We start from the raw sequence: 24205 nt of genomic DNA, 5'->3' as shown, positions 1-24205 counted from the left end.
GTCGATTCAACCAAGAGGGTGATTGTGGTGAAGCCTTCTACATTGCTAGAGCAACTCCCCGAACTACTGCTGGATTGGATTCCACCAACCGCCTCCGTCGCCATTGCATGCGGGCAAAAGTACGTAGCCTATCATCCCGGTGCAGTCGATTTGCGAATCGCGCCAGGTGAAAGTGTGCGCCCTGGGAGTATTGCCCATCTCGTTTTCTCATATCAGCACCGAGTCGAATCCGAAGTGGACGCAGATGTCTTCGGTGTCCCTTATTATGGGTTGGGCTACCCACTCCAATCTGAACAAGGTGTCGAGTCGGCTGTTGCGGTCATTTTACCGCCGAAACGTAAAGGTGGACGCCAACCGTTGTCGTACGTAGTCGGAAAGACGGGCCAAGTGTGGCGCCCCATTCCCGTTCAAGACATCGCGTACTTCGAAAGTTATGAGAAGAAAACCTGGTTTTATACGAAAGATGGAAGATTTAGTACAGAACATACACTGCGCGCCCTAGAACAGCATCTCCCAAATGAACACTTTCTGCGTATTCACCGCTCTTACATGATTCATATTGGATACATTGACTCCATCGAGCGAGATGACCGGTCAAACCTGAACCTCGTGATGGCAGTGCCGAACAAAACGCGTCTTTCCGTGGCACAGACGTACGTTCGCCGCGTTCGAACACAGCTCGGATTCTAAGCGAGGCAGTCCCTCGCGCGTTCGCACCGGCTCTATCCCTGACCATGCAAGTCAGCTTGAATAATCGTTATTTGTCGCGCGATATCTCGTTCTGTCGCAGATTCAGGCACGAATGCTCGAGAGTGCGTATACTTATTTCCAGAGAAACCGCTTTCGTACTTCGTGTGAGGTGATTGAGATGCTTGAGCAGCGGATTCGGCACACGGGTCTTCGTTCTCGAATTGTCAGTGCAGAAGAGGCGCAACAATACGTGAAAGACGGGATGACCATCGCAGTCAGCGGATTCACGAAATCCGGCGACGCGAAAGCGGTGCTGCAGGCACTCGCGAAACGAGTGGAACAAACCGGGGACAAGCTGCGCATCAATCTCTATTCTGGTGCGTCCTTGGGTGAAACCGATACAATTCTTTGCGAGCAGCAAATCATCGCTCGCCGCTTACCCTATCAATCAGAACCACGTTTACGCAAAAGTATCAACCTTGGTGAAGTTCAGTACACAGACCAACATCTGAGTCACACAGCAGAGCTTTTGCGCAGTGGCTGCCTTGGCGATATCGACCTCGCTATCATAGAAGCGACGGCCATCACTGAAACGGGCGGTATCATTCCAACTTCTTCAGTCGGGAACAGTCCCATTTTCGTCCAACGCGCCAAACGCGTCATTGTCGAAATCAATGTAAATACGCCGATAGAATTCGAAGGTTTACACGACATCTACCTTCCGAAGGACCGGCCAAATCGGATGCCCATTCCAATCACCAAGGTCTCAGATAGGATTGGGACCCCGGACATCCCTTGCAACCCCGACAAAATTATCGGCATCGTCCTGTCGCGACATACAGATACACCTTCGAATATCGTACCAGCTGACAGCGATACCCAGCGGATGGCTGAATATATTCTAGATTTTTTCGAACATGAAGTTCGCCACGGCCGATTGCCGCACAATCTCGCTCCGCTGCAGAGCGGTGTCGGATCCGTTTCAAATGCAGTACTCAGCGGCCTGTGTAACGCGCCATTTGAAAACCTGGAGATCTATACAGAGGTCATGCAAGACGCCGTCTTTGAACTTTTTCAAAGTGGGAAGGTCGCATTTGCGTCCGCGTCGTCCTTTACGTTGTCAAAGTCAATGACTGAGCACGTCAATACGTCCTTATCCAAATATCGCGACAAAATCGTTTTGCGTCCACAGGAAATTTCGAACCATCCAGAAGTCGTGCGCCGGCTTGGCGTGATTGCCATCAACACGGCACTCGAAGTGGACATCTATGGCAACGTCAACTCCACTCACGTCGGCGGAACACACATGATGAACGGCATCGGCGGATCCGGTGACTTCGCACGAAATGCCGCACTGACGATTTTTGTAACGAAGTCCATTGCCAAAGATGGGCGGATCTCGAGTATCGTTCCGTTTGTCACCCATGTCGATCACAGCGAGCACGACGTCGACATCGTGGTTACGGAGCAGGGAATTGCGGATTTGCGAGGACGAACCCCGCGTGAACGCGCGGCGATCATAATTGAAAAACTTGCCCACCCGTTCTACAAAGACGAGCTCCTCTACTACTTTCATCGCGCACTCGCATATGGTGGGCACACACCGCACATCTTGGAGGAAGCGTTAAGCTGGCACAAGCGCTTCGCGGACACCGGTGATATGCGGCAATTTAGAGGGCTTGCAGACGTCGTTGGGCGAAATCGGAGAATCAGTTCCCATACAGGAAGAACTATCAAAGGAATGTCACGACCATTGTAATTCGCCTGCACCGTTCCATCTCCAGAAGTAGTAAAAGGCCACGAAAGGCTGTGCCTTTCGTGGCCTTTTACTGGGCGCGTGCGCACATATACAAAGGCACGCGCCTTCAACTGAGATTCGACATTTCCCGAGCAATATCCCCGACATCTGGTACATTTCGATTCGATTTCATTGATAGCGCTTACATGATTGTGTTATATTGTCAGTAAGCGCATGTAGATGCCCCGTATTGACCAATCATTCGGAGATGATGAGCGACGTGCAAATTACAGAGTTGCTATCGGTTGACCCGAAGACAAAGAAGATCCACCTGAATGACAAACGCATTGTCCTGATGGAGACTGACGCACTTGGCGAATTGCGTAAGGATTTAATATCGGCCCTTGGCGTAGACCGCGCAAAGGGATTCTTACTTCGCTACGGTTGGAATTGTGGCGTAAATTACGCGCGCATCTTTAAGTCGTTCATGCCGGCGAACTCGGATACAGATTGGCTCTACGCAGGGTCGGAAATTCACGCCATCACTGGGGATGTATCCGTGGATATCGAAAAACTTCACTTCGACCCGGATACGAAAGCGTACTGCGCCGAAGGTTACTGGCATGATTCATATGAAGCTGAGCAGCATCTGAAGCACTATGGGCTGCAACACGACCCCGTCTGCTTCACGCTCGTCGGTTACGCAGGCGGCTATGTGAGTGAACACCTCGGCCGAACTGTGATTTTTAGGGAAATCGAGTGCGTCGGCAAAGGCGATCCACATTGTCATTGGATAGCAAAACCAGCAGAGGATTGGGGCGAAGCAATTCAAGACGAACTGCCCTACTACGAGGAGGAAAACTTAGCACAGGAGTTAGACAGGGCCTACATCCGCATTGAACGTCAAAACGAACGATTTCAAAAAGTTCTGCTCGTCGACGAGCAATTGTCCAGTGCCCTCCTTCACCGGAAAGGCCTGCCGTCCATCATTCGTGTACTCGGAAAGCAATTGGGTTGTACAGTCGTGATTGAGGATAAAGACTTTCACCTATTTGAGTCATACGGTCCGTACAAAGAACACGACTTTGCTCATTTTTTGCGCAATGCGGATGAACAAATGGGCATGCTACTCAATCGGCTCATAAAACAAAAGAGAACCATCGAGCTTTCTGTACCCGAAGCGTACGGTTGGCCACATCAGCGACTCCTCTCCCCGATAATCGTCGACCACGAGATCTGGGGATATCTTTCATTACTTAAACCCAGTGGGGCGTATTCGGAAATCGATATCATGTCTCTCGAACGTGCTGCAACCATTTGTGCGATACAACTCCTCAACGAACGCGTTTCTCTCGAAACGGAGCAACGAATCAAAGGAGAGTTTTTAGATGCCATTCTGACCGGCGATGGGCGCATAGAACATTTATCCAGACAGCTGAATGTACTTGGATATCCATTAAATCAGCCACATTACGTACTCGTCTTCCAATTTGCGCCACTCGCGGCCTCTACATATGCACGTGCCAATCGAGATATGGATGAGATTAAACGAGCGCTTTCGTCCGTAATCTCCAGACAATTCAAACAAACGGAGTCTACGCCGCTCATATCCAGCAAGTTAGATCAAATCGTCGCGCTCTTTCCAACCCGGATGAAAAATATGAAATATCTCACTCCCCAACACATGGCTCAAATCATTGTCGAAACATTCTTCAAGCAATATCAGGATGTCCATCTCACCGTGGGTATCAGTTCCACATGCGAGGGCATCGAGGACTATCGAAGAGGATACGAAGAAGCCAAAAAGGCCATTCAACTTTCTGATTTTCATCATTCCACATCCAGCGTGGTGTCCTTCTCAGATTTGGGATTCATCCCCCATATCGCTAGTGGGGACAACTTTGACGATATGGTTCAATTCTCCTATCACCTACTGAACAAGCTCATTCAATACGACACACAAAATCGCTCTGAACTCATCAAGACAATGCATTCCTATCTCGAGTGCCAAGGAAACGTGCTCAAGACATCCCGCATGATGAACATGTCACCCGGTTCTATCAAGTACCGTCTAAAACGCATTGAAGAAATCAGCCATATTGATTTAACCGCCTCAAGTGCGTTCTTTGATGCGCGTCTAGCATTGAAGATTCTCCAGTACGCAGGAAAAATCGAACTATAATGCCTATGTTACAGCAGGGGCGGTCATCCTCCTTACCGCCCCTGCTAAAACGAGCTTTACAAGTTTATCCGTCCGTTATAAAAACAGAGATCGGTTGATTGGCAGCTGGTTTTTTTCACAAAAGCTCAAATAGTGATCGACAAACCAAAACACATCAACTGTCTCGATGATACGCTCATCGTCATCGAGGAACTCCAGTGCGCCGTTCAGTTGAAAGACCGTCTTCATCCCGTTCTCCGAAACCAAGGTATGGCAGCGTCCTGGGCTTTCACGAATATAATCGCCGGGGGTTGCAATCCAATCATATTCGAGATAACGCCAACTTCCTTCGAGGACATAGCCGTTCACAGGCCCGCGGTGACGGTGCCTACCTAGCTTCCCGCCAGCCTCCACCCATAAAACATTCGTGGCGCTGTTATTACGGATATCAAATGTCAAATGGCGAATCCACACGTTCTCCAAAAATGGAACCCAAGGGGACGCCTCTTCTGATGAAGCAATGTAGCCCTCTGGCAATGCGAATTCATCGCGTCGTTTATCTAACCTCTTCTCAACCAACACATAATTCTCCATACTTTGACCTCCTTTGCTCACTCATATGTTAGCGCTTACATACAATACATCATAACGGTGAATTCGCCGAGTTCCTATAGCCATATTGGTCAATTTACTCTTCCGAATTCACCTTGTTTGCGAGTGCGCAAAAGTTCTCATCACGTGCCACAACGCATATACTTACCAAGTCCAATCAGGATAACCCACCGTGCAAAGAACGGTTTATCGCGTTCAATACAGCAACGGCCGTCTCTAAGTCCCCTTCTTTAAATGTGTGCGCAACGGACCCTAAGCGCGCTATCATCGAATCACGGGTGCTTCTCAAACACATGCGGCCGTGTGCGGTTAAAGAAACATAGACAATTCTTCTATCTATCAAATCCCTATCCCGCCGAATATATCCCTTTTGCTCGAGAACATCACAAACCCCTGTAATGGTACTTGGGCTTAACTTCAGTGCCGCGGACAAGTCCGTCAGACGCATGCGCTCAACCTCATCCAATTCCTTTAGGACAAGTAACTGATTACATGAAGGCAAGCCAGCGACCTTCATCGGGGATAGGCCTTGGGTCAAAAGAATTTGGTAGGCCAAATCCGCAAACAATTGATTGCGAAGCGTTTCCTGTGTGTCCGTCATCGTTCATATATCCCCCGTCTATTATGATTCGTGAGATTGGCGAATCATCTCAAGCAGACTCCGAACTTCGTGATAGTTATAGGAACGAATGTGTATCGTAGAAATGACATCGCCCCGCAAGTCTCTCAAAATGTACTCTCTGCCAAGCAAGCTCGTACGATGACCTGTTGACGATGGGTAAAGCGCCAGTTGATCGATAGGCCACTGCTGTTCTTTGTAGTGAACCCATTGGTCATCAAACGCCAAATAGTCGTCCTTTGAAGTCAACGCGATCTTCTGTGCCGCTTCCATTCCAGTTTCCTCCACCCATTTGATCCCTCCGTATCAACGGGACCAACCTCTATCTCCCACTTCCCTAATCCCGTTCGATAAAAGTTGTCGCGACAAGTATGTGCTAAAAAGAAGGATCAAGCTAGATTTTTTGTCACTGTATCAAGCACTTTCAAACAAGTGTCAAGCTCACTTGCGCTGACCCCCTGCAGTGCCTCCTCAGTGGTTTTACGATATTGCACATATAAATCATGCTGTATGTTTTTCCCTTCCTCGGTGAGGAAGATTAAATTCGTTCGCCGATCTTCCGGATGCGGAAGACGTTTAATCAAGTTCCGCTTAATCATGTTGTTGATTAACCTCGATACCGAGGGTTCATCCTTACCGGTCAGCGCCGCAATCTGCCCTTGTGTAAGACCATCCTCTTTCCACAGACGAATCATGATTCGGAATTGTTCATAGGTAATGGACAAATCATTTTCCTTAAAGTTCCGATTCAGTCGATTAATGAGGAAACGGGACGCGGTAGCAAGTCGATAACTCAACGATTGCGCAATCAGACGGTTTTCATCTTGCACGCCATACTCCCCCTTCCCATCAACGTATTATGCGCCCATAAGCTTGTTTATGCAAGTATCCCCGGTCCTGGCGCACGGAGAAGGACCCGATATCACCACGGACGACGAATTATCGTCACCGTGGCAAAAGAGTCCATTGCGAAGACGGCAGCTGGCTCGACACGCCGTTGGCGTGACTTTTGAGTATTTTGTCGAGGACGAGGCGCTCCAGCCTGACAAAATGATGATCCCGCTCACGCGGCCTAGGGAGATTCACAGGCACCTCGAACGCAATCTGTCCGTTCTCAATGAGAATCACCCTATCCGCCAAGGCGATGGCTTCACTCACGTCATGTGTGACGAGCATGGCCGTAAACTTTTGTATCGACCAGATTTCTTCAATTAATTGCTGCATTTCAATGCGCGTCAACGCGTCCAAAGCGCCCAGTGGTTCGTCGAGCAGCAACATTCTCGGGTCTGACGCAAGCGCTCGTGCCAACGCGACGCGCTGACGCTGCCCTCCGGAAAGAACACTGGGCCAATCGCGCGCACGAGTCTCCAACCCCACGCGATGGAGCGCCGACACCGCTTTGTCCCTCTCCTCTTTACCGAGGCCTATAGCCACATTATCGATAACCTTTAACCACGGCAATAAACGCGATTCCTGAAACATGACTCGAATATCTGGGTGAATCCCAGATATTCGTTCATGGTCAACCAAAATTTCCCCCGCTGTTGGCGGCTCTAGCCCAGAAATCAATCTCAACAGAGTACTCTTTCCACAGCCACTGCGCCCGACGACCGCTACGAATTCCCCTGGGGAGATATCAAGTTGGACACCTTGAAGAACCGTTTTCTTTCCATATTGTTTACTCACCTGCTGCATCGATAACTGCAGACCGAATGAGGCAGACATCCTATTCCCTCCATTTCGTTAGTGATTCGACAGATAATTCGGATGCCACCTCAGGAAACGGCGCTCCATCGTGGTTGCTATCCAATCTGAAATTTTGCCAAGTAGCGCATATAACACGATGCCTAATACGACCACGTTCATTTGCATGAACTCTTCCGCATTCATCGCCATATAACCAATGCCCGAGTTCTCCGATATCGTCTCCGCAACAATCAGTGTCATCCACATCACACCCAAAGCGTATCGGATACCAACCAATATCGACGGTAAAGCCCCCGGCAATATAACTTTCCAAAACAGCTTTAGCCAAGGGAGTCGATACACCTTAGCCATCTCAATCAAGTCAGAATCCACCGACTTGATTCCAAAGAACGTGTTCACGTAAATAGGGAACACAGAACCCAGTGCAACAAGAAATATTTTGGCTTCCTCGCCGACACCAAACCACACAATGACCAATGGTATCAGTGCCAAATGCGGAATCGTACGCAACATCTGGATTGACGTGTCCGTCAATCTTTGTGAGATCCGATAGAGTCCATTCAACAACCCAAGAACGAATCCCACCGAACCTCCGATGAGAAAGCCTGCCAGTGCCCGCTCTGTACTCGACCAAATGTACTGCCACAGGATACCCTGTTTACCCAGTTGAATACCTGCCTCAACGACTGCCACAGGCGTTGGCAAAATGCGTGTGGAAATCAATCCGGATTGCCCTAAAATCTGCCACACAATAACAACGAGGGCGGGCACTGTAAAAGGAAGCATCGCGTTGAGTGACTTTCTCACAGACATCCCCCTTGCTTAGGCCTTATTCTCCACGTTTGCTGGAGGTATTTCATTGGCAACCATTTCTCCAAATGGACTGATGAAAGACGGCTCTTTGCCTTGCCTTGATGCTTGTTGTAGGTTCAACTTCGGAAATAAAAGTTCGGCAACGCGATAGGATTCCTCTAAATGCGGGTAGCCCGACAGGATGAAAGTCTCAATGCCAAGTTCCTCGTATTCCCGCATGCGCTCTGCAATCACATCTGGTGTTCCAACCAACGCAGTGCCGGCGCCGCCCCGAACAAGCCCGACACCAGCCCATAGATTGGGACTGATTTCGAGATTTGAGCGCTCTCCCCGGTGCAATTCACTCATTCGGCGCTGACCGACAGAATCCATTCGCGAAAATACTTTCTGTGCCTCTTCGATAGTTTTGTCGTCTACATATTGAATGAGCTTTTCAGCGTCCGCCCACGCTTCGTCTTCGGTTTCCCGAACGATAATATGCATGCGAATACCGAACCGAACGTCACGCCCTGCCTGTTGTGCGAGTTCCCGAACGCGTTCAATTTTTTCCTTCACCTGTGCTGGCGGTTCTCCCCAGGTCAGATACACATCCACATGCTTCGCTGCAATCTTTTGGCCAATATCAGACGAGCCACCAAAATACAGCGGAGGATACGGCTTCTGTACAGGAGGATACAGTAGTTTTGCAGCATTGACGCGCAAATGATCTCCATCGTAATCCACCGTTTCCCCTTCCATCACGCGTCGCCAGATCGAGAGGAATTCGTCGGTCACGTGATACCGTTCATCGTGATTCAAAAATAATCCATCTGCTTCTTGCTCTAAAGGATCCCCGCCCGTCACCACGTTTATCAATAACCGCCCCCCCGATAACCGGTCGAATGTAGACGCCATCCGCGCAGCAACAGTTGGCGACATCAGGCCTGGGCGAATCGCAACAAGGAACTTCAACCGCTCCGTCGCCGGAATGAGTGAGGAAGCGACAATCCAAGCATCCTCACAGGAGCGCCCGGTCGGCAATAACACGCCACTATAACCAAGTGAGTCCACCGCCTGGGCAATTTGCCGCATATACGAATAATCTACCGCCCGAGCCCCAGTTGTTGTGCCGAGATAACGACTGTCACCATGGGTCGGAATAAACCAAAATACCTGCATATTAATTTGTCCCCTTTCCAACATTTCCTGACCAAACATCGTCCTTGACCGTAATTGCGTTTGGAATCAGGCCTAATTTGTAGAACAGATTTGCGATATTCTGCTGTTCATCGACAACATCATTGGTGATAGGCTCCACACCGTAAGCCCGCCGATTTAACGAGGTTTCTAAGGCTTTTACGCGAATATCCATCTTCGGTGCTAAAAACTTGGCAGCTTGAACCTTGTTGTTTTTCACCCATGTATCCGTCTGCTGCAATGCGTTGAGATAGTCTTGAACGATGTCCGGGTGACTTTGTGCAAATGTCTTTGTCGCGAAATAGAATTGATAGTTGTTTGTGACACCACTGCCACTGGCTATCTCTGTGGATTTTGTCGCATCTTGTGCGGAAGCCAAATACGGATCCCAAATTGCCCATGCAGAAACCTTGCCCGATTGAAACGCAGCCCGTGCATCAGCCGGTGTAAGATAATCGGGCGTAATGTCCTGAAAAGTCAATCCGGCCTTTTGTAATTGCTGCACCAACATGTACTCGACGTTAGAACCTTTGTTTATCGCCACTGTCTTTCCCTTTAAATCTTTGACGCTTTTGATGCCCGATTGAGATGAAACCAAAATGGCCTCCGCCTCCGGGCTTGCTGGTTCATGCGCCAAATAGACGAGCGGTGTCCCCGCAGATTGAGCAAAAATCGGCGGCGTATCACCGGTCTCACCGAGATCTATCGCTCCGGCGTTCATCGCTTGCAGTAACTGCGGTCCACCCGGAAACTGAATCCACTGGACTTTGTATCCGAGTTTTTTTAGTTGTTTATCCAAAATCCCTCTATCCATCATCACTCCGGACGTTCCGTACAATTGATAACCAATTCGAATCGTCCCTTTGTCCGCTGCAGATGTTGTTGCCCCCGTACCCGTGTTGCCCGTCGCGCTCGAATTTCCGCAACCGGAAACCGCGAACACGGTGGCGGCAACAGCAAAACCAAGTACACCTTTGTACCATCCTGTCACGAACGATTCCCCCCTACATACAGCTGCTCATTTGTCTGATTCGGGAGCATTCGATTCAACAGCTCCTCCATGCTGCTGTCGAATCGTTTCTTCAGGTCCCCTTGCACGCTAATGCCCCCTTGCCCATCCTCGGACACCTGGTTATCCAAGCAATAGATACCCGGTAGAATGGTGCGCGCGCCAAGTGCGCACAGAATCGGTTTTAGCGCATAATCAATCACGAGTAAGTGTGCTGGTGAACCGCCAACGACGAGCGGGTACATGATTTTCGACGTAAAGATTCCCTGGGGCAACATGTCGAGGTAAATCTTCAATAATCCTGTGTACGCTGCCTTATACACCGGTGTCGCAACCACCACTGCGTCTGATTCCTCAATCTGCTGAATGCTGTCTCGAATCGCGTCACTTTCGAAATTGGCGTATACCAAGTCATCAGACGAAAAATCTCGAACAAATATTCGATTGATCTGTACATGATTTGCTTGTAATTTCGTTTCCAAGTAACGGATAAATTTTTCTGTCCTTGAGTTTTTGGAGGGGCTGCCACTGATAATTGTAATTTTCGCCATCCCACACACTCCTCTGATATGAAAGAAGAATCGAAAAATGGACACAAGTGAATTTCATTACCATCTTGAACGTCCCAAATCTCGTGAAATCACGGACGCCTTCTTTCCCCATCCACTCGTTCATTGTGGGATGTCAGAGGAAACCTTTGTTTTTCAACCCGGTCAATTTGCGTAACCTGTGCTCCATGAACCGTGATATTGACTGAACCATATTCCAACCCGTCCAGAGCACGCAGAATACGCTGAATCACATCGTCCGGCAACGTGCTACGCTGTTTCATGGTGATAGTCCCCCCATACAGGTAGTTCACAATCAGCGAATCATGATTCCGACACAGGCACCTATCGGTATCGGGTCTAGCTCGACTTGCGTATCTCAATGTGGTACGGATTTACTTCTGACTCGGTAGACATGGGTCGTTCTTCAAACAATTTGAAATCCGTCAGCTCATAAGCTACGTTTCGCCCGATTTCAAGCAGGTAATCTTGTTCTTTCGGCACATAAACATGGAGCCGTAGCTCATTCGTTGCGATGTCGACGCCATAAAAATCACCCTTGTAAGACACGCGGACGATCTCGCCTGTGACATCATCATCGGACATAATCTCGCGAATTCTAATATCCTTTGGGCGAATGACAACATGCACGTTCGTCCCATCGGGTTTATCCGGTACATCGACAGATATCTCTCCAATTGCAACGCGATGATCTACCGTCTTCCCATAAATGTGGTTGGCTTCGCCGACAAAATTGGCAACAAACAAGCTGTTCGGCGCTTCATACACCTCTTTTGGCGTTCCAAATTGTTCGATTTTCCCACGATTCATGACGAGCACCCTATCGGCAATTTCCAGTGCCTCTTCTTGATCATGCGTCACAAAAATACTCGTAATGCCGATATCGTCATGGACGTCACGCACCCATTGCCGAAGTTCCCGCCGAACTTTTGTATCTATCGCAGCAAACGGTTCATCTAACAATAAAATCTTGGGTTTCGGAGCAAGCGCTCTAGCGAGGGCCACACGTTGTGCCTGACCACCAGACAATTGTTGGGGATACCGATTTTCTAGTCCTTCCAAGCGAACGTATTGCAACAATTCCATAACCCGCATATGAATGTGCTTCTTACTTTGCTTTTGTACCTTCAAACCAAACGCGATGTTTTCATACACAGTCATATGTTTAAACAACGCATAATTTTGAAAGACGACACCCACCTTACGCTTTTGAGGAGGCAGCCCGTCAACCACCTTTCCTCCAATCAGCACTTCACCGGCAGACTGCTTCTCGAGCCCGGCGATGATTCGCAAAAGTGTGGTCTTTCCACTTCCACTCGGCCCAAGAAACCCTATCATCTCACCCTCCTTTACCTGCAAACTGACACCGTCCAGCGCGAGCGCCTCTCCGGTGTACGACTTTGCGATGCGTCGCAGTTCAATACTCATACGAGATGCCTCCCTTGCCTTTTTTTAATCAACTGCAGAATCATCAAAATGACGAAGGAGGTCGCCGCCAGAACGAGTGAAACCGCATATGCCGCCTGTAAGTCGCTATTGACGGTCTCTTGATAAACGTATAGTGTGGCGGATTGCGTCAACATAATCACAGCACCCGAGACCACCAGTACAGCACCAAATTCGCCGAGTGCCCTAGCTAGCGTAAGCACTAGTCCATACGCTAGACTCCATTTCATTCCGGGCAGTGTAACGCGCCAAAATGTCGTCCATGCAGATGCGCCAAGCGTCACCGCGGCCTCCTCTTGGGCAAAGCCCTTTTCACGTAGAACAGGTACCAATTCCCGGACGACAAACGGAAATGTAACAAACAGCGTCGCAAGCACCATACCAGGCATCGCATAAATGATTTTTATATGCGCAGATGCGAACACCCCCCCAATCCACGTTCTTGGACCATAAACCAAAATGAGCGCGAGACCCGCAATCACTGGAGAAACGGCAAATGGCAAATCTACAATGGCGTTTATCACCTGCCACCCACGCGCATGACGTCTCGCGATGACAAGTGCGGCGAGAACACCAAATACCCCATTAATGACTACGGTGAGACCGGTAATCTCGAACGTCAATTTAAGGGAAAATAACGCTTCAGGGTTCGCAAGCTGTCGGACAAACGCACCTGCCCCATCCCGAAACGCACCAACGATTAGGCCGAGCACTGGGAGAACAATGAGAATCGCGAACCATACATAAACAAACCCATATAGTCCAATTTTTCGCACCGTGTTACCTCCCTAGCTCCAACTCTCTAAGCCGTACTCGTTTGTTCTGATTTCTGGTGAATCGCCTCGTGGCAAACAATTGATACAACAGTGCGAAAAACGAGATAGCAAGCAATACGACAGATACACTTGCCGCGCCCTGTGAATCATAGTTCTCAAGCAAGCCGTACAGATAATACGCCGAGACTTGCGTATGCATGGGGATGTTCCCAGCGACCATCACCACCGCTCCAAACTCGGAAAGCGCACGACTGAAGCATAGAGAACAACCAGTGGTGATACCCGGCCACATCACAGGTAGCAAAATACTACGAAAGACTCTCGTCTGCTGTGCTCCCAATGTCCATGCCGCTTCCTCCATCCGAGGATCTAACTCTTCCAAGAGGGGTTGTACAGAACGGATGGTATAAGGGAATGTCACAATGACCATTGCCAATAAAATAGCGAGTGGAGAATAGATGATTTTAACGCCGTGTGCCGCTAGCCACGCTCCCAAAGGAGAAGTAGGCCCATATAGGAAAATCAGCATCAATCCACTCACTGTCGTCGGGATGGCAAATGGCAAATCCACAATGGCGTTAAGCAACCGCCTCCCGGGCAACCGAAACCGGACGAGCACAAAGGCCACAATGGTGCCTGTAATCCCGTTGATTACTGCAGTGAACAGCGCCATTCGCACGGTCAATCCCAGTGCAGCAAGGCCAATAGGTTGCGTGATTGCACTCAGAAACTTGTCTGCACCGTGTGAAAAAGCCTGTGTAAAAATCGCCCCAGTCGGCAGGACTATCAATAACAACAGGTACCCTGATATGGTGATAAAAGCGAGTCGCGCGCGTATCTGCCGAATCATCTGCTCTCAAGCACCTGAGTCCAAATTCCATTGCTAGAATAGAGTGTGTTATTGATGGTCGACCAACCCCCTAATTGCTTGACGGTAAATAGGTCGGACGGCGTCTTAAATTGCTTTTTCGACTGTGCCTGTAACTGTGGAATCACTGGACGGAATCCCGCCTCCATGAATATCTTCTGTGCAGTTGGACCCTCCAACCAATTGACAAAAGCCTCCGCCACTTGACGTGTACCATCGGCATCTACATTTTTGTCGACGACGGCAATCGGGTTTTCAATCAACATGGTCGAGCTTGGAAGCACTTCAGAAAAAGATTTCAGATTGTGACTCGATTCCAATATCTCGTTTTCATAGCTGACGACCGCATCCCCTGTTCCGTTGGTAAAGGTGGTCATCGAAGCTTCCCCTGACTTATCTAGAGATTCAACATTTTTCAAAATAGACTCAAGCAATGACTTGGCTTGAGCAGCATTCCCATGCCGAAGCGTTGAATAGTAGATAGCGTTGATATCCCACTTCGCTCCACCGGATGACGATGGATTTGGTAAATCAACCACAACCCCAGGTTTTGCAAGGTCAGCCCACGTCTCAATGTGCTTGGGGTTGCCTTTGCGCACCCCTATCGCTACCACTGAGTCAGTTACCATGCCCCCCGTAGGCGTATCTTTCCAATTGTGTGTGATCAGGCCTGCCTGCTGAATCTTATCGATATCCGCCTCCAACGAAAGGGCTGCTACATCTGCCGGCAAGCCATTCGCAATCGCTTGTGCCTCAGAACCGGAACCTTGAAACGAAGCGTTAAATTTCACCGTTTGCCCGGTTTTTTGCTTCCAATATTTTTGGAAGGCAGGAAACAACTGATTTTCATACACATTTTGCGTCACACTATATGAGCCAAAATTGAGTGTCACGGTCTTTCCAGTACTCGAAGAACCCAATCCCGCACTCGATGCATTGACCGCTGATGATGTGCTTGCCGAACCGCTATGTTCCGTACCACATCCGACAGTGCAAAGCGTACCAACCAGTGCAACACCGATGACCCCAAGTTTTTTCATTCAATTTTCAGCCCCAATCAAAACCGACTATATCCATAGACTTTGTTCGTCTTCTGACAAACACTATATGGAGGCTTGAACGGTGAGTCAACGACAAACACATATAAACCCGATAAATAAAATCGGGTTTATATGATGTCATAACAAGTTCAATAAAAAACAGCCACAAGGGCTGCTAACCTTCTTGATTGTAGAATTTAATGGATGGGGCCACCAGTACGCGTCAGATTGATATGATATTGATAACGACTGGATGGATAGCGTACCTCGGAAAACTCAACCGGCGTCCCAGTATCATCCGAAGTCACGCGACGGATAACCAAAATCGGCTCGTCCAGGCCGGCGCCTAGTTCTTGTACGTCGTCATAGGTCGAGCGCTCGGCGGAAATTTTCTGGCTACCATGCGCAATTTTCACACCATGCTGCTCGAAAAAACCATAGATGTGGTTGTGAAATTGAGACTGCTCTTTCAGTTCGTCAAACGTCACATTCCTCGGGACTAAGAGATACGACATTTCCCGAAAAATGGGTACCTCCGATACCGAGGCAATGCGACAGATTTTCACGACACTGGTACCCTCTTCAACATTGAGCTGAATCGCAATCTTTTCGGAACAACCAACTGTCTCAATGCTCTTAACATATACATCCACATCATTTCCAGCCAACCGAAGCTCTTCCGCAAAGCCCTGCAGTCTCGAAACAGCCTGTGTATTTCGCGCCGACTTTGTAACAAATGTTCCAACACCCTGACGTCTTTCCAGGTACCCCATAGACACCAAATCGGACAGTGCTTGCCGAACCGTTATGCGACTCACGCCATGTTCCTTCGCCAACTCGGCTTCTGATGGAATTCGTTCACCTGGATGCCAACGATTCCTTTGAAGATCATGAATCAAATCACTTTTCAACTGATGATATAAAGGTACACTCGTCTTCATACTGCTTCGCCATCCCTAGGCAAACGATTTAAATAAACTGAAATGGTTATAACACGTCATGACAATAACCAATAACACAAATGTACAATAAAACTCATCGGAATTATATATTTTTCTTTGGGGGCCCACGGTTCATCTCTTCAGCACTCGCCACTGAGTATTTCACGGCCCATCAAAAAACTCACGAACCAGAACGTTCGTGAGCTAAAATGTATATATGAACCAACCTCCAAGTGGCCATGAGACTACATTTCCAGCCCATAGTGCTCACGAAGTGTGGTACCCGTGTACTCCGTTCGAAACAAACCGCGCCGCTGTAGCTCAGGAACCACGTATTCGACAAAATCCTCTAACCCCCCAGCCATCAACTGAGGCATTACGTTAAACCCATCCGCTGCGCCTTCGACGAACCAGGCCTCCATATAATCCGCTATTTGAGTCGGTGTTCCGGCAATGGTCTTATGTCCACGCCCGCCAGCCAACCGAAGTAGCAACTGTCGAATGGTCAACTGTTCCGAACGAGCCATATCGACAATCAACTGGGTTCGACTGCGATGTCCTTCTACATGCTGAGGATTGACAAAGTCCGGGAGCGGTTCATCCAGCGAGCATCCAGACAAATCATAGCCGACGCGGTTAGACAACTGATGCAGACTGTGTTCCGGTGTGGTCAAAGCGTGTAAAGCCTCCTCCTTTTCCCGCGCCTCCGATTCTGTGGCCCCTATCACCGTGCACACGCCTGGGAGTACTTTGACACCTTCAAGATCACGCCCAGCCCGTCGAACCCGCGCTTTGAGATCTGTGTAAAACGCCTTGGCATCCGCAAACGACTGTTGTGCCGTAAAGACGGCCTCCGCATATCGTGCCGCGAACGCCTTGCCATCTTCGGATGAGCCAGCCTGTACCAAAAGCGGTCTTCCTTGTGGTGAACGAGGGATATTTAAGGGACCGCGCACCGAATAGTGCTCGCCACGATAATTGAGTTCGCGCACCTGAGTGGCATCCACAAAAACACCTGATTCCTGATCGCGTATTAACGCGCGTTCGGTCCAACTGTCCCACAGCTGAGTGGCCACATCAACGAATTCCGTTGCGCGTTCATAGCGTTTCGCATGTGTCAGAATCGCATCGTAGCCAAAGTTCTGGGCTTCCGCATCCGTCCCGGAAGTGACAATGTTCCATCCGGCCCGCCCGTGGCTCAGATGGTCGAGAGAGGCCAATCTTCTCGCTAAATTAAACGGTTCATTAAATGTCGTTGAAACGGTGCCGATGAGTCCAATGCGGCTAGTCACCACGGCCAACGCTGAGAGCAATGTCAGCGGTTCAAATCCCGCCACAGCCCCATGTACCACAGCCTGGGGCGACGTCGACAACCGATCAGCCAAAAAGATAGAATCAAATTTTGCATTTTCCGCAAGTTCAGCGAGCCGACGGTAATGACGAAAATCTAGTGAGTTGTCGACGTTCGTCGCAGGGTGACGCCACGCTGACTCGTGATGACCAAACGGTGTCAAGAACAAATTCAGGTGCATTTGTCTTTCAGTCGTCATGCCCATCTCTCCCCTTCACCCTATATAATTGTCGCGCCAACGAAGAAGTCTCCGCTCCAGCAAACGGACGAATGAATCCGAAAGCTTCCCTATCAAAGCAAAGATAATCAAGCCGACAAAGACGACATCCGTTTGCGAAAACTGTTGTGCATTTAAAATTAAGTAACCGACGCCAGAACTTGATCCGAGCATCTCAGCAACCACTAATCCTAGCCACGACACGCCAATCGCCAATCTCAACCCTAGCAGCACATTTGGCAAGGCAGCGGGCAACATCAGTTTCGTGAATTGCTGAACCCGGTTAAATTGCAACACCCTAGCCACCTCAAAGAGTTTTGCGTCAACGCTGCGGATACCCATGAACGTATTCATATACATTGGGAAAAACGCACCTGTGGCAATGAGCACGTCCTTTGACCATTCGCCAAGGCCAAGCCATAGGATGAAGAGCGGTGTAATCGCGAGATGAGGAACGGTTCTCAGCATTTGTACAGAGGGATCGACAACATCTTCAAAGCGTTTGTACAGACCAGCAAATGCCCCTGTGACAAGACCTAAACCTGCTCCGAGCAAGAACCCGAAGACCACCCGAATGAGGCTTATCTTCAAGTCCGAAATCAATACTCCGGAGCGAGTCAATTGCCAGAAGGCGACTGCGATTTCCAGCGGTGACGGGAGAATGGCGGGTATCACAAGTTGTAGACTACATACCGCCTGCCAAATCACAAGCACGACGATAGGCAAATATGACCCGACAAAGGGCAGCCGTTTCCTCCCGACGTGAGCGATAGCCATCGGCGTTACGCTCGTACGGCGGTTCACATTTTGAATATCCTTCGCTGTTTCCACGTGAATTGGATGCACCAGATATCCCTCCTCACTACGGACTTTGCTTCGCGACTTGCTCGATATATTGGTTATCTACGACTTTCGAAACGTCCAATTTGGTATTCAGCGCCCCTTGCTGATAGAGAAAATCTGCGGTTTGTTGCTGTTCCTTTACCACTTCATCGGTGACTGGGGCGTTTTCATCGTCTTCATTCTCGAGCATTTGCCGAATGACGGATGGACTCAGATGCGTGGAATTTGCGTAGAGCTGTATGGCCTCATCCATGTGCGCTTTTTGATAATCAAGTGCCTGCTGATAAACTTGGAGAAATCGTACAACCAAATCGGGGTGTTGTTGCGCAAACTTGCTCCGGACAATCGTAAATCCCGGATCAGCCGACGCTAAGGATTGCTCGGTTGCGAGTTCCTCGGCGCCATGTAAGGAAACTTCCTCCGTAATGTAGGGATCCCATGTCGCCCAAGCATCTACTGCGTGCGACTCAAAGGCTGGCTGTGCCTCATTCGGCTGCAATTGAACAATGTGAATGTCTGAAGTGGTGAGTCCAGCCTTTGCGAGTGCTTTATATAGCAGGTTATAAGCGGAACTCCCTTGCGCGACTGCTACTTTTTTACCTTTTAAATCTTGCAAACTGTGCAATGGGCTGCCCTTTGGCACGAGTAGGGCATCCCCGTTTTTACCGCTACTATCCACCGCAATCTCCGTAAAATTCACATTCGCCGCTTGCCCAACCAGTACGGGCGTATTCCCCACTTGACCAAAATCGATATGATTGGAAGCAATGGCTGGAAAAAACGGAGGTCCACTGGTGAACTGTACCCACTTCACTTTTGCTCCGACACGAGCAAACGCCTGTTCAAACCACCCTTTCTTTTCCGCCAGGTACATCGGACCCATCAAGGACTGTGTCCCAATATTCACCGTGACGCCCGCATCCGCGGACGTCGGCTTTGCCTCATTCTGCCCACCCTTGAGACTTGTGTTCGTCGGTCCTGTACTCACGCCACACCCAGCGACAACCCCTGTCATCAACAGCGCCGCAACGCCGCACGCCCATTTATTCACAGCCCATCTTCCGGCCATCCTCATTGACCCCCTTCATCGTTTAAAGGCGCAGAGATGACGGCGTGTGCTTCCATCATGTGCGCCTCCAACTGATTAAGCACCTCGCGACGCAATTCGAGAAACGCCGTGCTCGAACGCTTTCGCGGGTATGGCAAATCGATGGGTACAATGGTCCGGATAGTCCCAGGTTTCGCACTCATCACGACCACCCGCTGTGCGAGTACAACCGCTTCGTCGATGTCATGTGTCACCAAAATGACGGTTGTCTGATTCTGAAGCCACACATCTAATAACACTTCTTGCATGTGCGCTCGCGTAAACGCGTCTAATGCCCCAAAAGGTTCATCCATCAAGAGAACTTTTGGATCACGAATAAACGCCCGCGCAATCGCCACCCGTTGTGCCATGCCACCCGACAATTGACGGGGGTAGGTCTTTGCAAAACCGTCCATATGGACTAAATGAATCATCTTATCGACTTTATCTCTGACCTCGCGATGTTTCAGTGACAAGTTCGCAGCGATATTCTCTTCGACCGTAAGCCACGGAAATAACCGATGTTCCTGAAAGATAAATCCCTTGTCAACACCTGACGCGCGCACGGGTTCCCCGTCGAGCGTCACATCCCCTTCATGTTGAGCATCGAGCCCTGCGATAATCTTGAGAAGTGTGCTCTTGCCGCATCCACTCGGACCGATGACCGTAACAAATTCCCCTTGGGGAATTTGCATGTCAATATCCCGTAACACGCTGAGCGCACCTTGTGACGAGATAAATGTTTTACTTAAATCGCGAATGACAAGCTCCTCTATTGCAGACACAGTCTTCCCCCCACATCCTTAAAATTGATTGATGATTCAGTGAATAACGACTTTCCGTATTGGGCCGCTCGATTGGAACGAAATTACTGTCACCCCCCTCCTTTGCGGTCACACAAAAAGGCCCCAATGGACTCCATGTTGAGTCGCACGGGACCTCCAGATGCCTGGTCGGTTTCAATCAACAGTAGCGAAATTGTCATTCCATAATCCTTATCGGATTAGTGTGATTACCATATCATCCAAACATTATTCTGTCAATAATTTTTTGAACATTTGATGCGTTACTCCTGAACGATTATGTCAACAATATTTCATGCGATTTTGTTTGGAAATCACAAATTGATTTCGCTATATTAGATCTGTAAGAAGGAGGGGCTGCATCTGGACACCAACACCAAGCAAAGCGTGCAATACGACGTCGTAGATCGCATTCGGGATGCCATTCTCAATGGTGAGTTCCTGCCGAATGAGCGATTGATTGAGGCAGATTTGATAGCCAAATACCAAGTCGGGCGGGCAGCGGTGCGCATGGCGCTAGCCGAGCTAGAAAAGGAATACCTGGTCGTGCGTGAGCCGAACCGCGGAGCTCGTGTACGCGCCATTAGCCTGGAAGAGGCGATTGAAATCACAGAAGTACGCGCATTGTTAGAGGTTTTAGTTGCACAAAAGGCAGCAGAGCGTGTCACCGCGCAACAAATGGATGAACTGCGCGCCATCATCGACCAAATGACTAAAGCTCAAGCGAACGCAGATCTGTCGCAATACTCCCAGTTGAACCGCACATTGCACAAACGATTGTACGACATCGCAGGACATGAAACGGCGAAACGGATGATTGTGAACTTGCGGGCCCAAATTGTGCGTTATCAGTTTCGCGCATCTTTGATGCCAGGTCGGACAGATGTCTCTCTTGCAGAACATCAAGGTATTGTTGACGCCGTATGCGCCAAAGATCCAGTTGCCGCTGGTGAAGCGATGCAAAAACACATGACGAGCGTCACAGAGACGCTGCGGAAAATGCCGAAGCAAGGATTGTATTGATCTGCACACCTGCACAAAAAACTTCGCTCGTGCATGGCGCAAGTTGAAATACACATAGACCTCATCACCTACCCTGGGAAATCCCTGCGCAGCGATTTCTCAGGGGGTACACACATGCACTGACTATGCAGTGACAGGTTCGCTGTCCGGCGATGACATATTTGATACCAAACCGTCCGCTTTGGCAATGACCTCATCAGTGGCTTTTCATTGTTCATCCGCTATCCTAAGGTCTAAGGCCTCTATCGCATCCGCCAACGCGCACCCAGTTCCTTCTGGCAAAAGCCCAACGCATAACAACGGATGCCCCCCATAGACGACTGTCCACAACCCCAAATTGCAGACAGCCATCAATGGCGACATCCGCTCAAATCAATCGGATAACCCTATGAAAAATCGAAATTTCCTGTCGAACCTCAATTGGAAACATAGTTGACGTTCAACGCTTTGAGCTTTTCCCGCAGTCCGTAAATATCCAACCCCAATTCCCCTTGCGCCAAACGATTTCTGACGTTTGCCTCTTTGTCCGTACGCGCCTGCGCAGCCTGTGCAACCTGTGCTGCTTCAGCCTTCGGTACCACCACGACGCCATCTCTATCGCCGACAATAACATCGCCTGGGTTTACGATACACCCCGCGCAAACCACGGGAATATTGACTGATCCCGCCGTCGCCTTGACCGTCCCCTTCGCCGAGATGGCTTTTGCCCACACGGGAAATCTCATTTCAGTCAGTTCAACCGTATCCCGCACGCCAGCGTCAATAATCAACCCCTGTGCCCCCTGCGCGCGCGCCGACACCCCGAGTAACTCGCCAAACATACCATCCGTCGACGCCGAAGTCACCGTAACCACTAGGACATCCCCAGGCCGGCAAACCTCCATGGCGGCGTGAATCATCAAATTGTCACCTGGGTGACAGGAAACCGTTACCGCCGTACCACAGACTTTTGCATCGTCATAGATAGGCCGAAGGTATGGATTCATCAACCCTCTTCGACCCATTGCCTCGTGCACCGTAGCCACGCCAAAGGCGCTTAGCGCCTGTACATCATCCGAATCTGCCCGCTCGATGTGGGTGACAATCACCGAACTCATGCAAACACCTTCCCAACATACGGATATATCCGTTGGTACGCTTCCCCGTATTGGATACTTGATCCGCTATTGCGCCCTGCCTGTACCCCTCGGCGCTTCGCCACATCCGTGTAGTACTCCCACAAATGTTCTTGTGCCTCCATACATTCCATCGCTTGACGCTTGCGCTCAAATACAGAGGTAATATCCAACAGGACATCCACCTGAAAATTGCACTGTTCCGGTTGGTGAGGTTCAAACAAATAAACCTGCGGTGCACCAATCACGGGTAAATCCGAAGGATAACCATGTGCTTGCGCCAAAATGCGACACTCCATGACCAATTCGGTGGTGCGAGGATGATCTGCATTGTACGGATCCGTCAGAGAATGCGTCAGAATCAACTCTGGTCGATACGCCCGAAATTCCTGTACGAGTGCATCTTGCAGGTCCTTCGTCACTTCCAGCGGATAGTCCCCTGCATCCAAGAAGCGCACTTCAGCGCCTAGAATTTCGGCTGCGCGCTGAGCCTCCGCGCGTCGAATTTGCTTGATTTCATCCAGCGTCTTCCCATCCTTCCACAGACGGGCGGACTCACCGCGCTCCCCATACGATAAGCAGAGGACGCGAACGCGATAACCGAGATCGTGATATAATGCAATGGCACCTCCTGCACGCCAAACAAAATCTGCGGAATGTGCACTAACAACCGTAATGGTCTTATTCGTATCGGCCATCTCTGGCTCCCCCTTTATCGTAAATCTTCTCCGCCCACACCTCTAATAGTGCCAACACGCACTCAAATGCGTTGCGGATGCCTGTGTAAAAATTGAATCAACTGTGTGTTAAACTGTTTGGGCGTTTCACTCGGGCAAAAATGACCGCCTGGTATTATGACCAATTCCGAATCGGGTATAAGCGACTGCATTTCTTTCCCCATACTAAGGTCGTTCACCTTGTCGTCTTCCCCCCAGATAATCAGGGTGGGTCGTTGAATGTAGGGCAACCGACGACGTAAATGGTACCTTGCCCGGTGCACGGGGTTGTTCATATGGTTCAAAATCTTCTGGTACGATTCAACGGCGCCTGGCAACTGCGTGCGCTGATACCAGCTATCCGCCAGCTCTACCTGACTCACCCCGTCCGCGTGCATCGTTTCCTTGATGTGTGCCAAAATCGCATCGCGCGTGGGCGGCACAAACGCGGTCATCGTCGAGAGTGTGCGCGTAGACATGCCACCACTTCCGACTAACGTCAGCGTCTCCACACGATTGGGGCTTTCATATCCGAGCAGTGCGGTCACCCACCCGCCCATTGAGTGCCCAACAATATGCGCAGTGGCTACGCCAATAGCATCTTGAAACTCTCGCACAAAATCGACGAGATAAGCGAAGGAATATTCAACATCCAGCCTATCGCCATTTCCCCACCCCACAAAATCAGGGGCAAATACATGATACTGGCGGCTCAAGTCAGCCATGTTGGCAATCCAGTAATCTCCACCGCTAAAAAAGCCAACTCCGTGCAGCAGAATCACTGGCTCTCCCTGCCCAGATTCCAAATAATGCGTCGTTCCATGACTCAAGGTGATTTTCCGTTCACGAATCGTCGCGCAATTCTCCAAAGCCCCACCTCCCTCG

The 24205-nt window shown here is 49.7% G+C and carries 26 protein-coding genes; 4 read left to right on the top strand and 22 right to left on the bottom strand.

Features of this window, described 5'->3' with window-relative positions; genetic code table 11:
* Nucleotides 1-27 precede the first annotated feature (27 nt).
* The 3 genes from J3482_RS21510 (at nucleotide 28) to J3482_RS04810 (ending at nucleotide 4610) form a co-directional block, all read left to right on the top strand.
* The gene (locus J3482_RS21510) at nucleotides 28-690 is read left to right on the top strand and encodes a LytR/AlgR family response regulator transcription factor (RefSeq protein WP_206916674.1); all 663 of its coding nucleotides are present in this window, start codon (nucleotides 28-30) and stop codon (nucleotides 688-690) included.
* 178 nt (nucleotides 691-868) lie between these two features.
* A complete protein-coding gene (gene scpC / locus J3482_RS04815; protein ID WP_206916680.1) occupies nucleotides 869-2449 on the top strand; it encodes a succinyl-CoA:acetate CoA-transferase ScpC in 1581 nt (526 codons plus the stop codon).
* Nucleotides 2450-2678: 229 nt separating this feature from the next.
* Nucleotides 2679-4610: a XylR N-terminal domain-containing protein gene (locus J3482_RS04810; RefSeq protein WP_206922126.1), complete on the top strand. Its 1932-nt coding sequence runs from the start codon at nucleotides 2679-2681 to the stop codon at nucleotides 4608-4610.
* Nucleotides 4611-4685: 75 nt separating this feature from the next.
* Here J3482_RS04810 and J3482_RS04805 read toward each other — a convergent pair whose 3' ends face one another.
* From J3482_RS04805 to J3482_RS04715, 19 genes are all read right to left on the bottom strand, one after another.
* Nucleotides 4686-5183, bottom strand: coding sequence for a 2,4'-dihydroxyacetophenone dioxygenase family protein (locus J3482_RS04805; RefSeq protein WP_206916685.1), 498 nt, complete (start codon nucleotides 5181-5183; stop codon nucleotides 4686-4688).
* 175 nt (nucleotides 5184-5358) lie between these two features.
* Nucleotides 5359-5802 carry a MarR family winged helix-turn-helix transcriptional regulator gene (locus J3482_RS04800; RefSeq protein ID WP_206916686.1) on the bottom strand — a complete coding sequence of 148 codons (444 nt, stop codon included), beginning with the start codon at nucleotides 5800-5802 and terminating at the stop codon, nucleotides 5359-5361.
* A gap of 21 nt (nucleotides 5803-5823) precedes the next feature.
* Nucleotides 5824-6093 carry a hypothetical protein gene (locus J3482_RS04795; protein WP_206922125.1) on the bottom strand — a complete coding sequence of 90 codons (270 nt, stop codon included), beginning with the start codon at nucleotides 6091-6093 and terminating at the stop codon, nucleotides 5824-5826.
* A gap of 116 nt (nucleotides 6094-6209) precedes the next feature.
* Nucleotides 6210-6650, bottom strand: a complete 441-nt coding sequence (locus tag J3482_RS04790) for a MarR family winged helix-turn-helix transcriptional regulator (protein WP_206916688.1) — start codon at nucleotides 6648-6650, stop codon at nucleotides 6210-6212.
* 115 nt (nucleotides 6651-6765) lie between these two features.
* Nucleotides 6766-7545, bottom strand: a complete 780-nt coding sequence (locus J3482_RS04785; protein ID WP_206916691.1) for an ATP-binding cassette domain-containing protein — start codon at nucleotides 7543-7545, stop codon at nucleotides 6766-6768.
* Between the two features lie 18 nt (nucleotides 7546-7563).
* A complete protein-coding gene (locus J3482_RS04780) occupies nucleotides 7564-8313 on the bottom strand; it encodes an ABC transporter permease subunit (RefSeq protein WP_438938607.1) in 750 nt (249 codons plus the stop codon).
* A gap of 36 nt (nucleotides 8314-8349) precedes the next feature.
* Nucleotides 8350-9498: an FMNH2-dependent alkanesulfonate monooxygenase gene (gene ssuD, locus J3482_RS04775; RefSeq protein WP_206922123.1), complete on the bottom strand. Its 1149-nt coding sequence runs from the start codon at nucleotides 9496-9498 to the stop codon at nucleotides 8350-8352.
* 1 nt (nucleotide 9499) lies between these two features.
* A complete protein-coding gene (locus J3482_RS04770) occupies nucleotides 9500-10507 on the bottom strand; it encodes a sulfonate ABC transporter substrate-binding protein (RefSeq protein ID WP_206916695.1) in 1008 nt (335 codons plus the stop codon).
* Complete coding sequence (gene ssuE, locus J3482_RS04765) at nucleotides 10504-11076, bottom strand: NADPH-dependent FMN reductase (RefSeq protein ID WP_206916697.1); 573 nt, start codon at nucleotides 11074-11076, stop codon at nucleotides 10504-10506. The genes J3482_RS04770 and ssuE overlap by 4 nt, the downstream gene beginning before the upstream one ends.
* 89 nt (nucleotides 11077-11165) lie before the next feature.
* Nucleotides 11166-11357 (bottom strand): YezD family protein, encoded by a 192-nt coding sequence (locus J3482_RS04760; RefSeq protein WP_021296687.1) that lies wholly within the window; start codon nucleotides 11355-11357, stop codon nucleotides 11166-11168.
* Between the two features lie 76 nt (nucleotides 11358-11433).
* Entirely contained in the window at nucleotides 11434-12522 is a 1089-nt protein-coding gene (locus J3482_RS04755; RefSeq protein ID WP_206922122.1) for an ABC transporter ATP-binding protein, read from the bottom strand.
* Nucleotides 12519-13316, bottom strand: coding sequence for a sulfate ABC transporter permease (locus tag J3482_RS04750; protein ID WP_206916702.1), 798 nt, complete (start codon nucleotides 13314-13316; stop codon nucleotides 12519-12521). The genes J3482_RS04755 and J3482_RS04750 overlap by 4 nt, the downstream gene beginning before the upstream one ends.
* A gap of 4 nt (nucleotides 13317-13320) precedes the next feature.
* Nucleotides 13321-14166, bottom strand: coding sequence for a sulfate ABC transporter permease subunit CysT (gene cysT, locus J3482_RS04745; protein WP_206916704.1), 846 nt, complete (start codon nucleotides 14164-14166; stop codon nucleotides 13321-13323).
* Nucleotides 14163-15224, bottom strand: a complete 1062-nt coding sequence (locus tag J3482_RS04740) for a sulfate ABC transporter substrate-binding protein (RefSeq protein ID WP_206916705.1) — start codon at nucleotides 15222-15224, stop codon at nucleotides 14163-14165. Before J3482_RS04740 ends, cysT begins: the two co-directional genes overlap by 4 nt.
* A 197-nt stretch (nucleotides 15225-15421) precedes the next feature.
* Nucleotides 15422-16165, bottom strand: coding sequence for a GntR family transcriptional regulator (locus tag J3482_RS04735; RefSeq protein WP_206916707.1), 744 nt, complete (start codon nucleotides 16163-16165; stop codon nucleotides 15422-15424).
* 245 nt (nucleotides 16166-16410) lie between these two features.
* A complete protein-coding gene (locus tag J3482_RS04730; protein WP_438938572.1) occupies nucleotides 16411-17721 on the bottom strand; it encodes an LLM class flavin-dependent oxidoreductase in 1311 nt (436 codons plus the stop codon).
* Nucleotides 17722-17730: 9 nt separating this feature from the next.
* On the bottom strand, nucleotides 17731-18510 hold the full coding sequence (locus J3482_RS04725; RefSeq protein ID WP_206922156.1) for an ABC transporter permease: 780 nt from the start codon (nucleotides 18508-18510) through the stop codon (nucleotides 17731-17733).
* 85 nt (nucleotides 18511-18595) lie between these two features.
* Nucleotides 18596-19645, bottom strand: coding sequence for an aliphatic sulfonate ABC transporter substrate-binding protein (locus tag J3482_RS04720; RefSeq protein WP_236017896.1), 1050 nt, complete (start codon nucleotides 19643-19645; stop codon nucleotides 18596-18598).
* Between the two features lie 2 nt (nucleotides 19646-19647).
* Nucleotides 19648-20448, bottom strand: a complete 801-nt coding sequence (locus tag J3482_RS04715) for an ABC transporter ATP-binding protein (protein WP_328702656.1) — start codon at nucleotides 20446-20448, stop codon at nucleotides 19648-19650.
* A 405-nt stretch (nucleotides 20449-20853) separates the two neighbouring features.
* On the opposite strand from J3482_RS04715, the gene J3482_RS04710 reads away from it, so the two are divergent.
* Nucleotides 20854-21489, top strand: coding sequence for a GntR family transcriptional regulator (locus tag J3482_RS04710; protein ID WP_146822171.1), 636 nt, complete (start codon nucleotides 20854-20856; stop codon nucleotides 21487-21489).
* Nucleotides 21490-21905: 416 nt separating this feature from the next.
* Here J3482_RS04710 and J3482_RS04705 read toward each other — a convergent pair whose 3' ends face one another.
* The 3 genes from J3482_RS04705 to J3482_RS04695 form a co-directional block, all read right to left on the bottom strand.
* Nucleotides 21906-22586, bottom strand: coding sequence for a 4-carboxy-4-hydroxy-2-oxoadipate aldolase/oxaloacetate decarboxylase (locus J3482_RS04705; RefSeq protein ID WP_146822172.1), 681 nt, complete (start codon nucleotides 22584-22586; stop codon nucleotides 21906-21908).
* Complete coding sequence (locus J3482_RS04700; protein WP_146822173.1) at nucleotides 22583-23302, bottom strand: PIG-L deacetylase family protein; 720 nt, start codon at nucleotides 23300-23302, stop codon at nucleotides 22583-22585. The genes J3482_RS04705 and J3482_RS04700 overlap by 4 nt, the downstream gene beginning before the upstream one ends.
* 62 nt (nucleotides 23303-23364) lie before the next feature.
* On the bottom strand, nucleotides 23365-24189 hold the full coding sequence (locus tag J3482_RS04695; protein ID WP_206922121.1) for an alpha/beta fold hydrolase: 825 nt from the start codon (nucleotides 24187-24189) through the stop codon (nucleotides 23365-23367).
* Between the last annotated feature and the right edge of the window lie 16 nt (nucleotides 24190-24205).

It is taken from the genome of Alicyclobacillus suci (genome assembly GCF_017329615.1).
GTDB classification, from domain to species: Bacteria; Bacillota; Bacilli; order Alicyclobacillales; family Alicyclobacillaceae; genus Alicyclobacillus; species Alicyclobacillus suci.
Note: the sequence above shows the minus strand (reverse complement) of the source record. Positions and strands in the feature narration are given on the sequence as shown.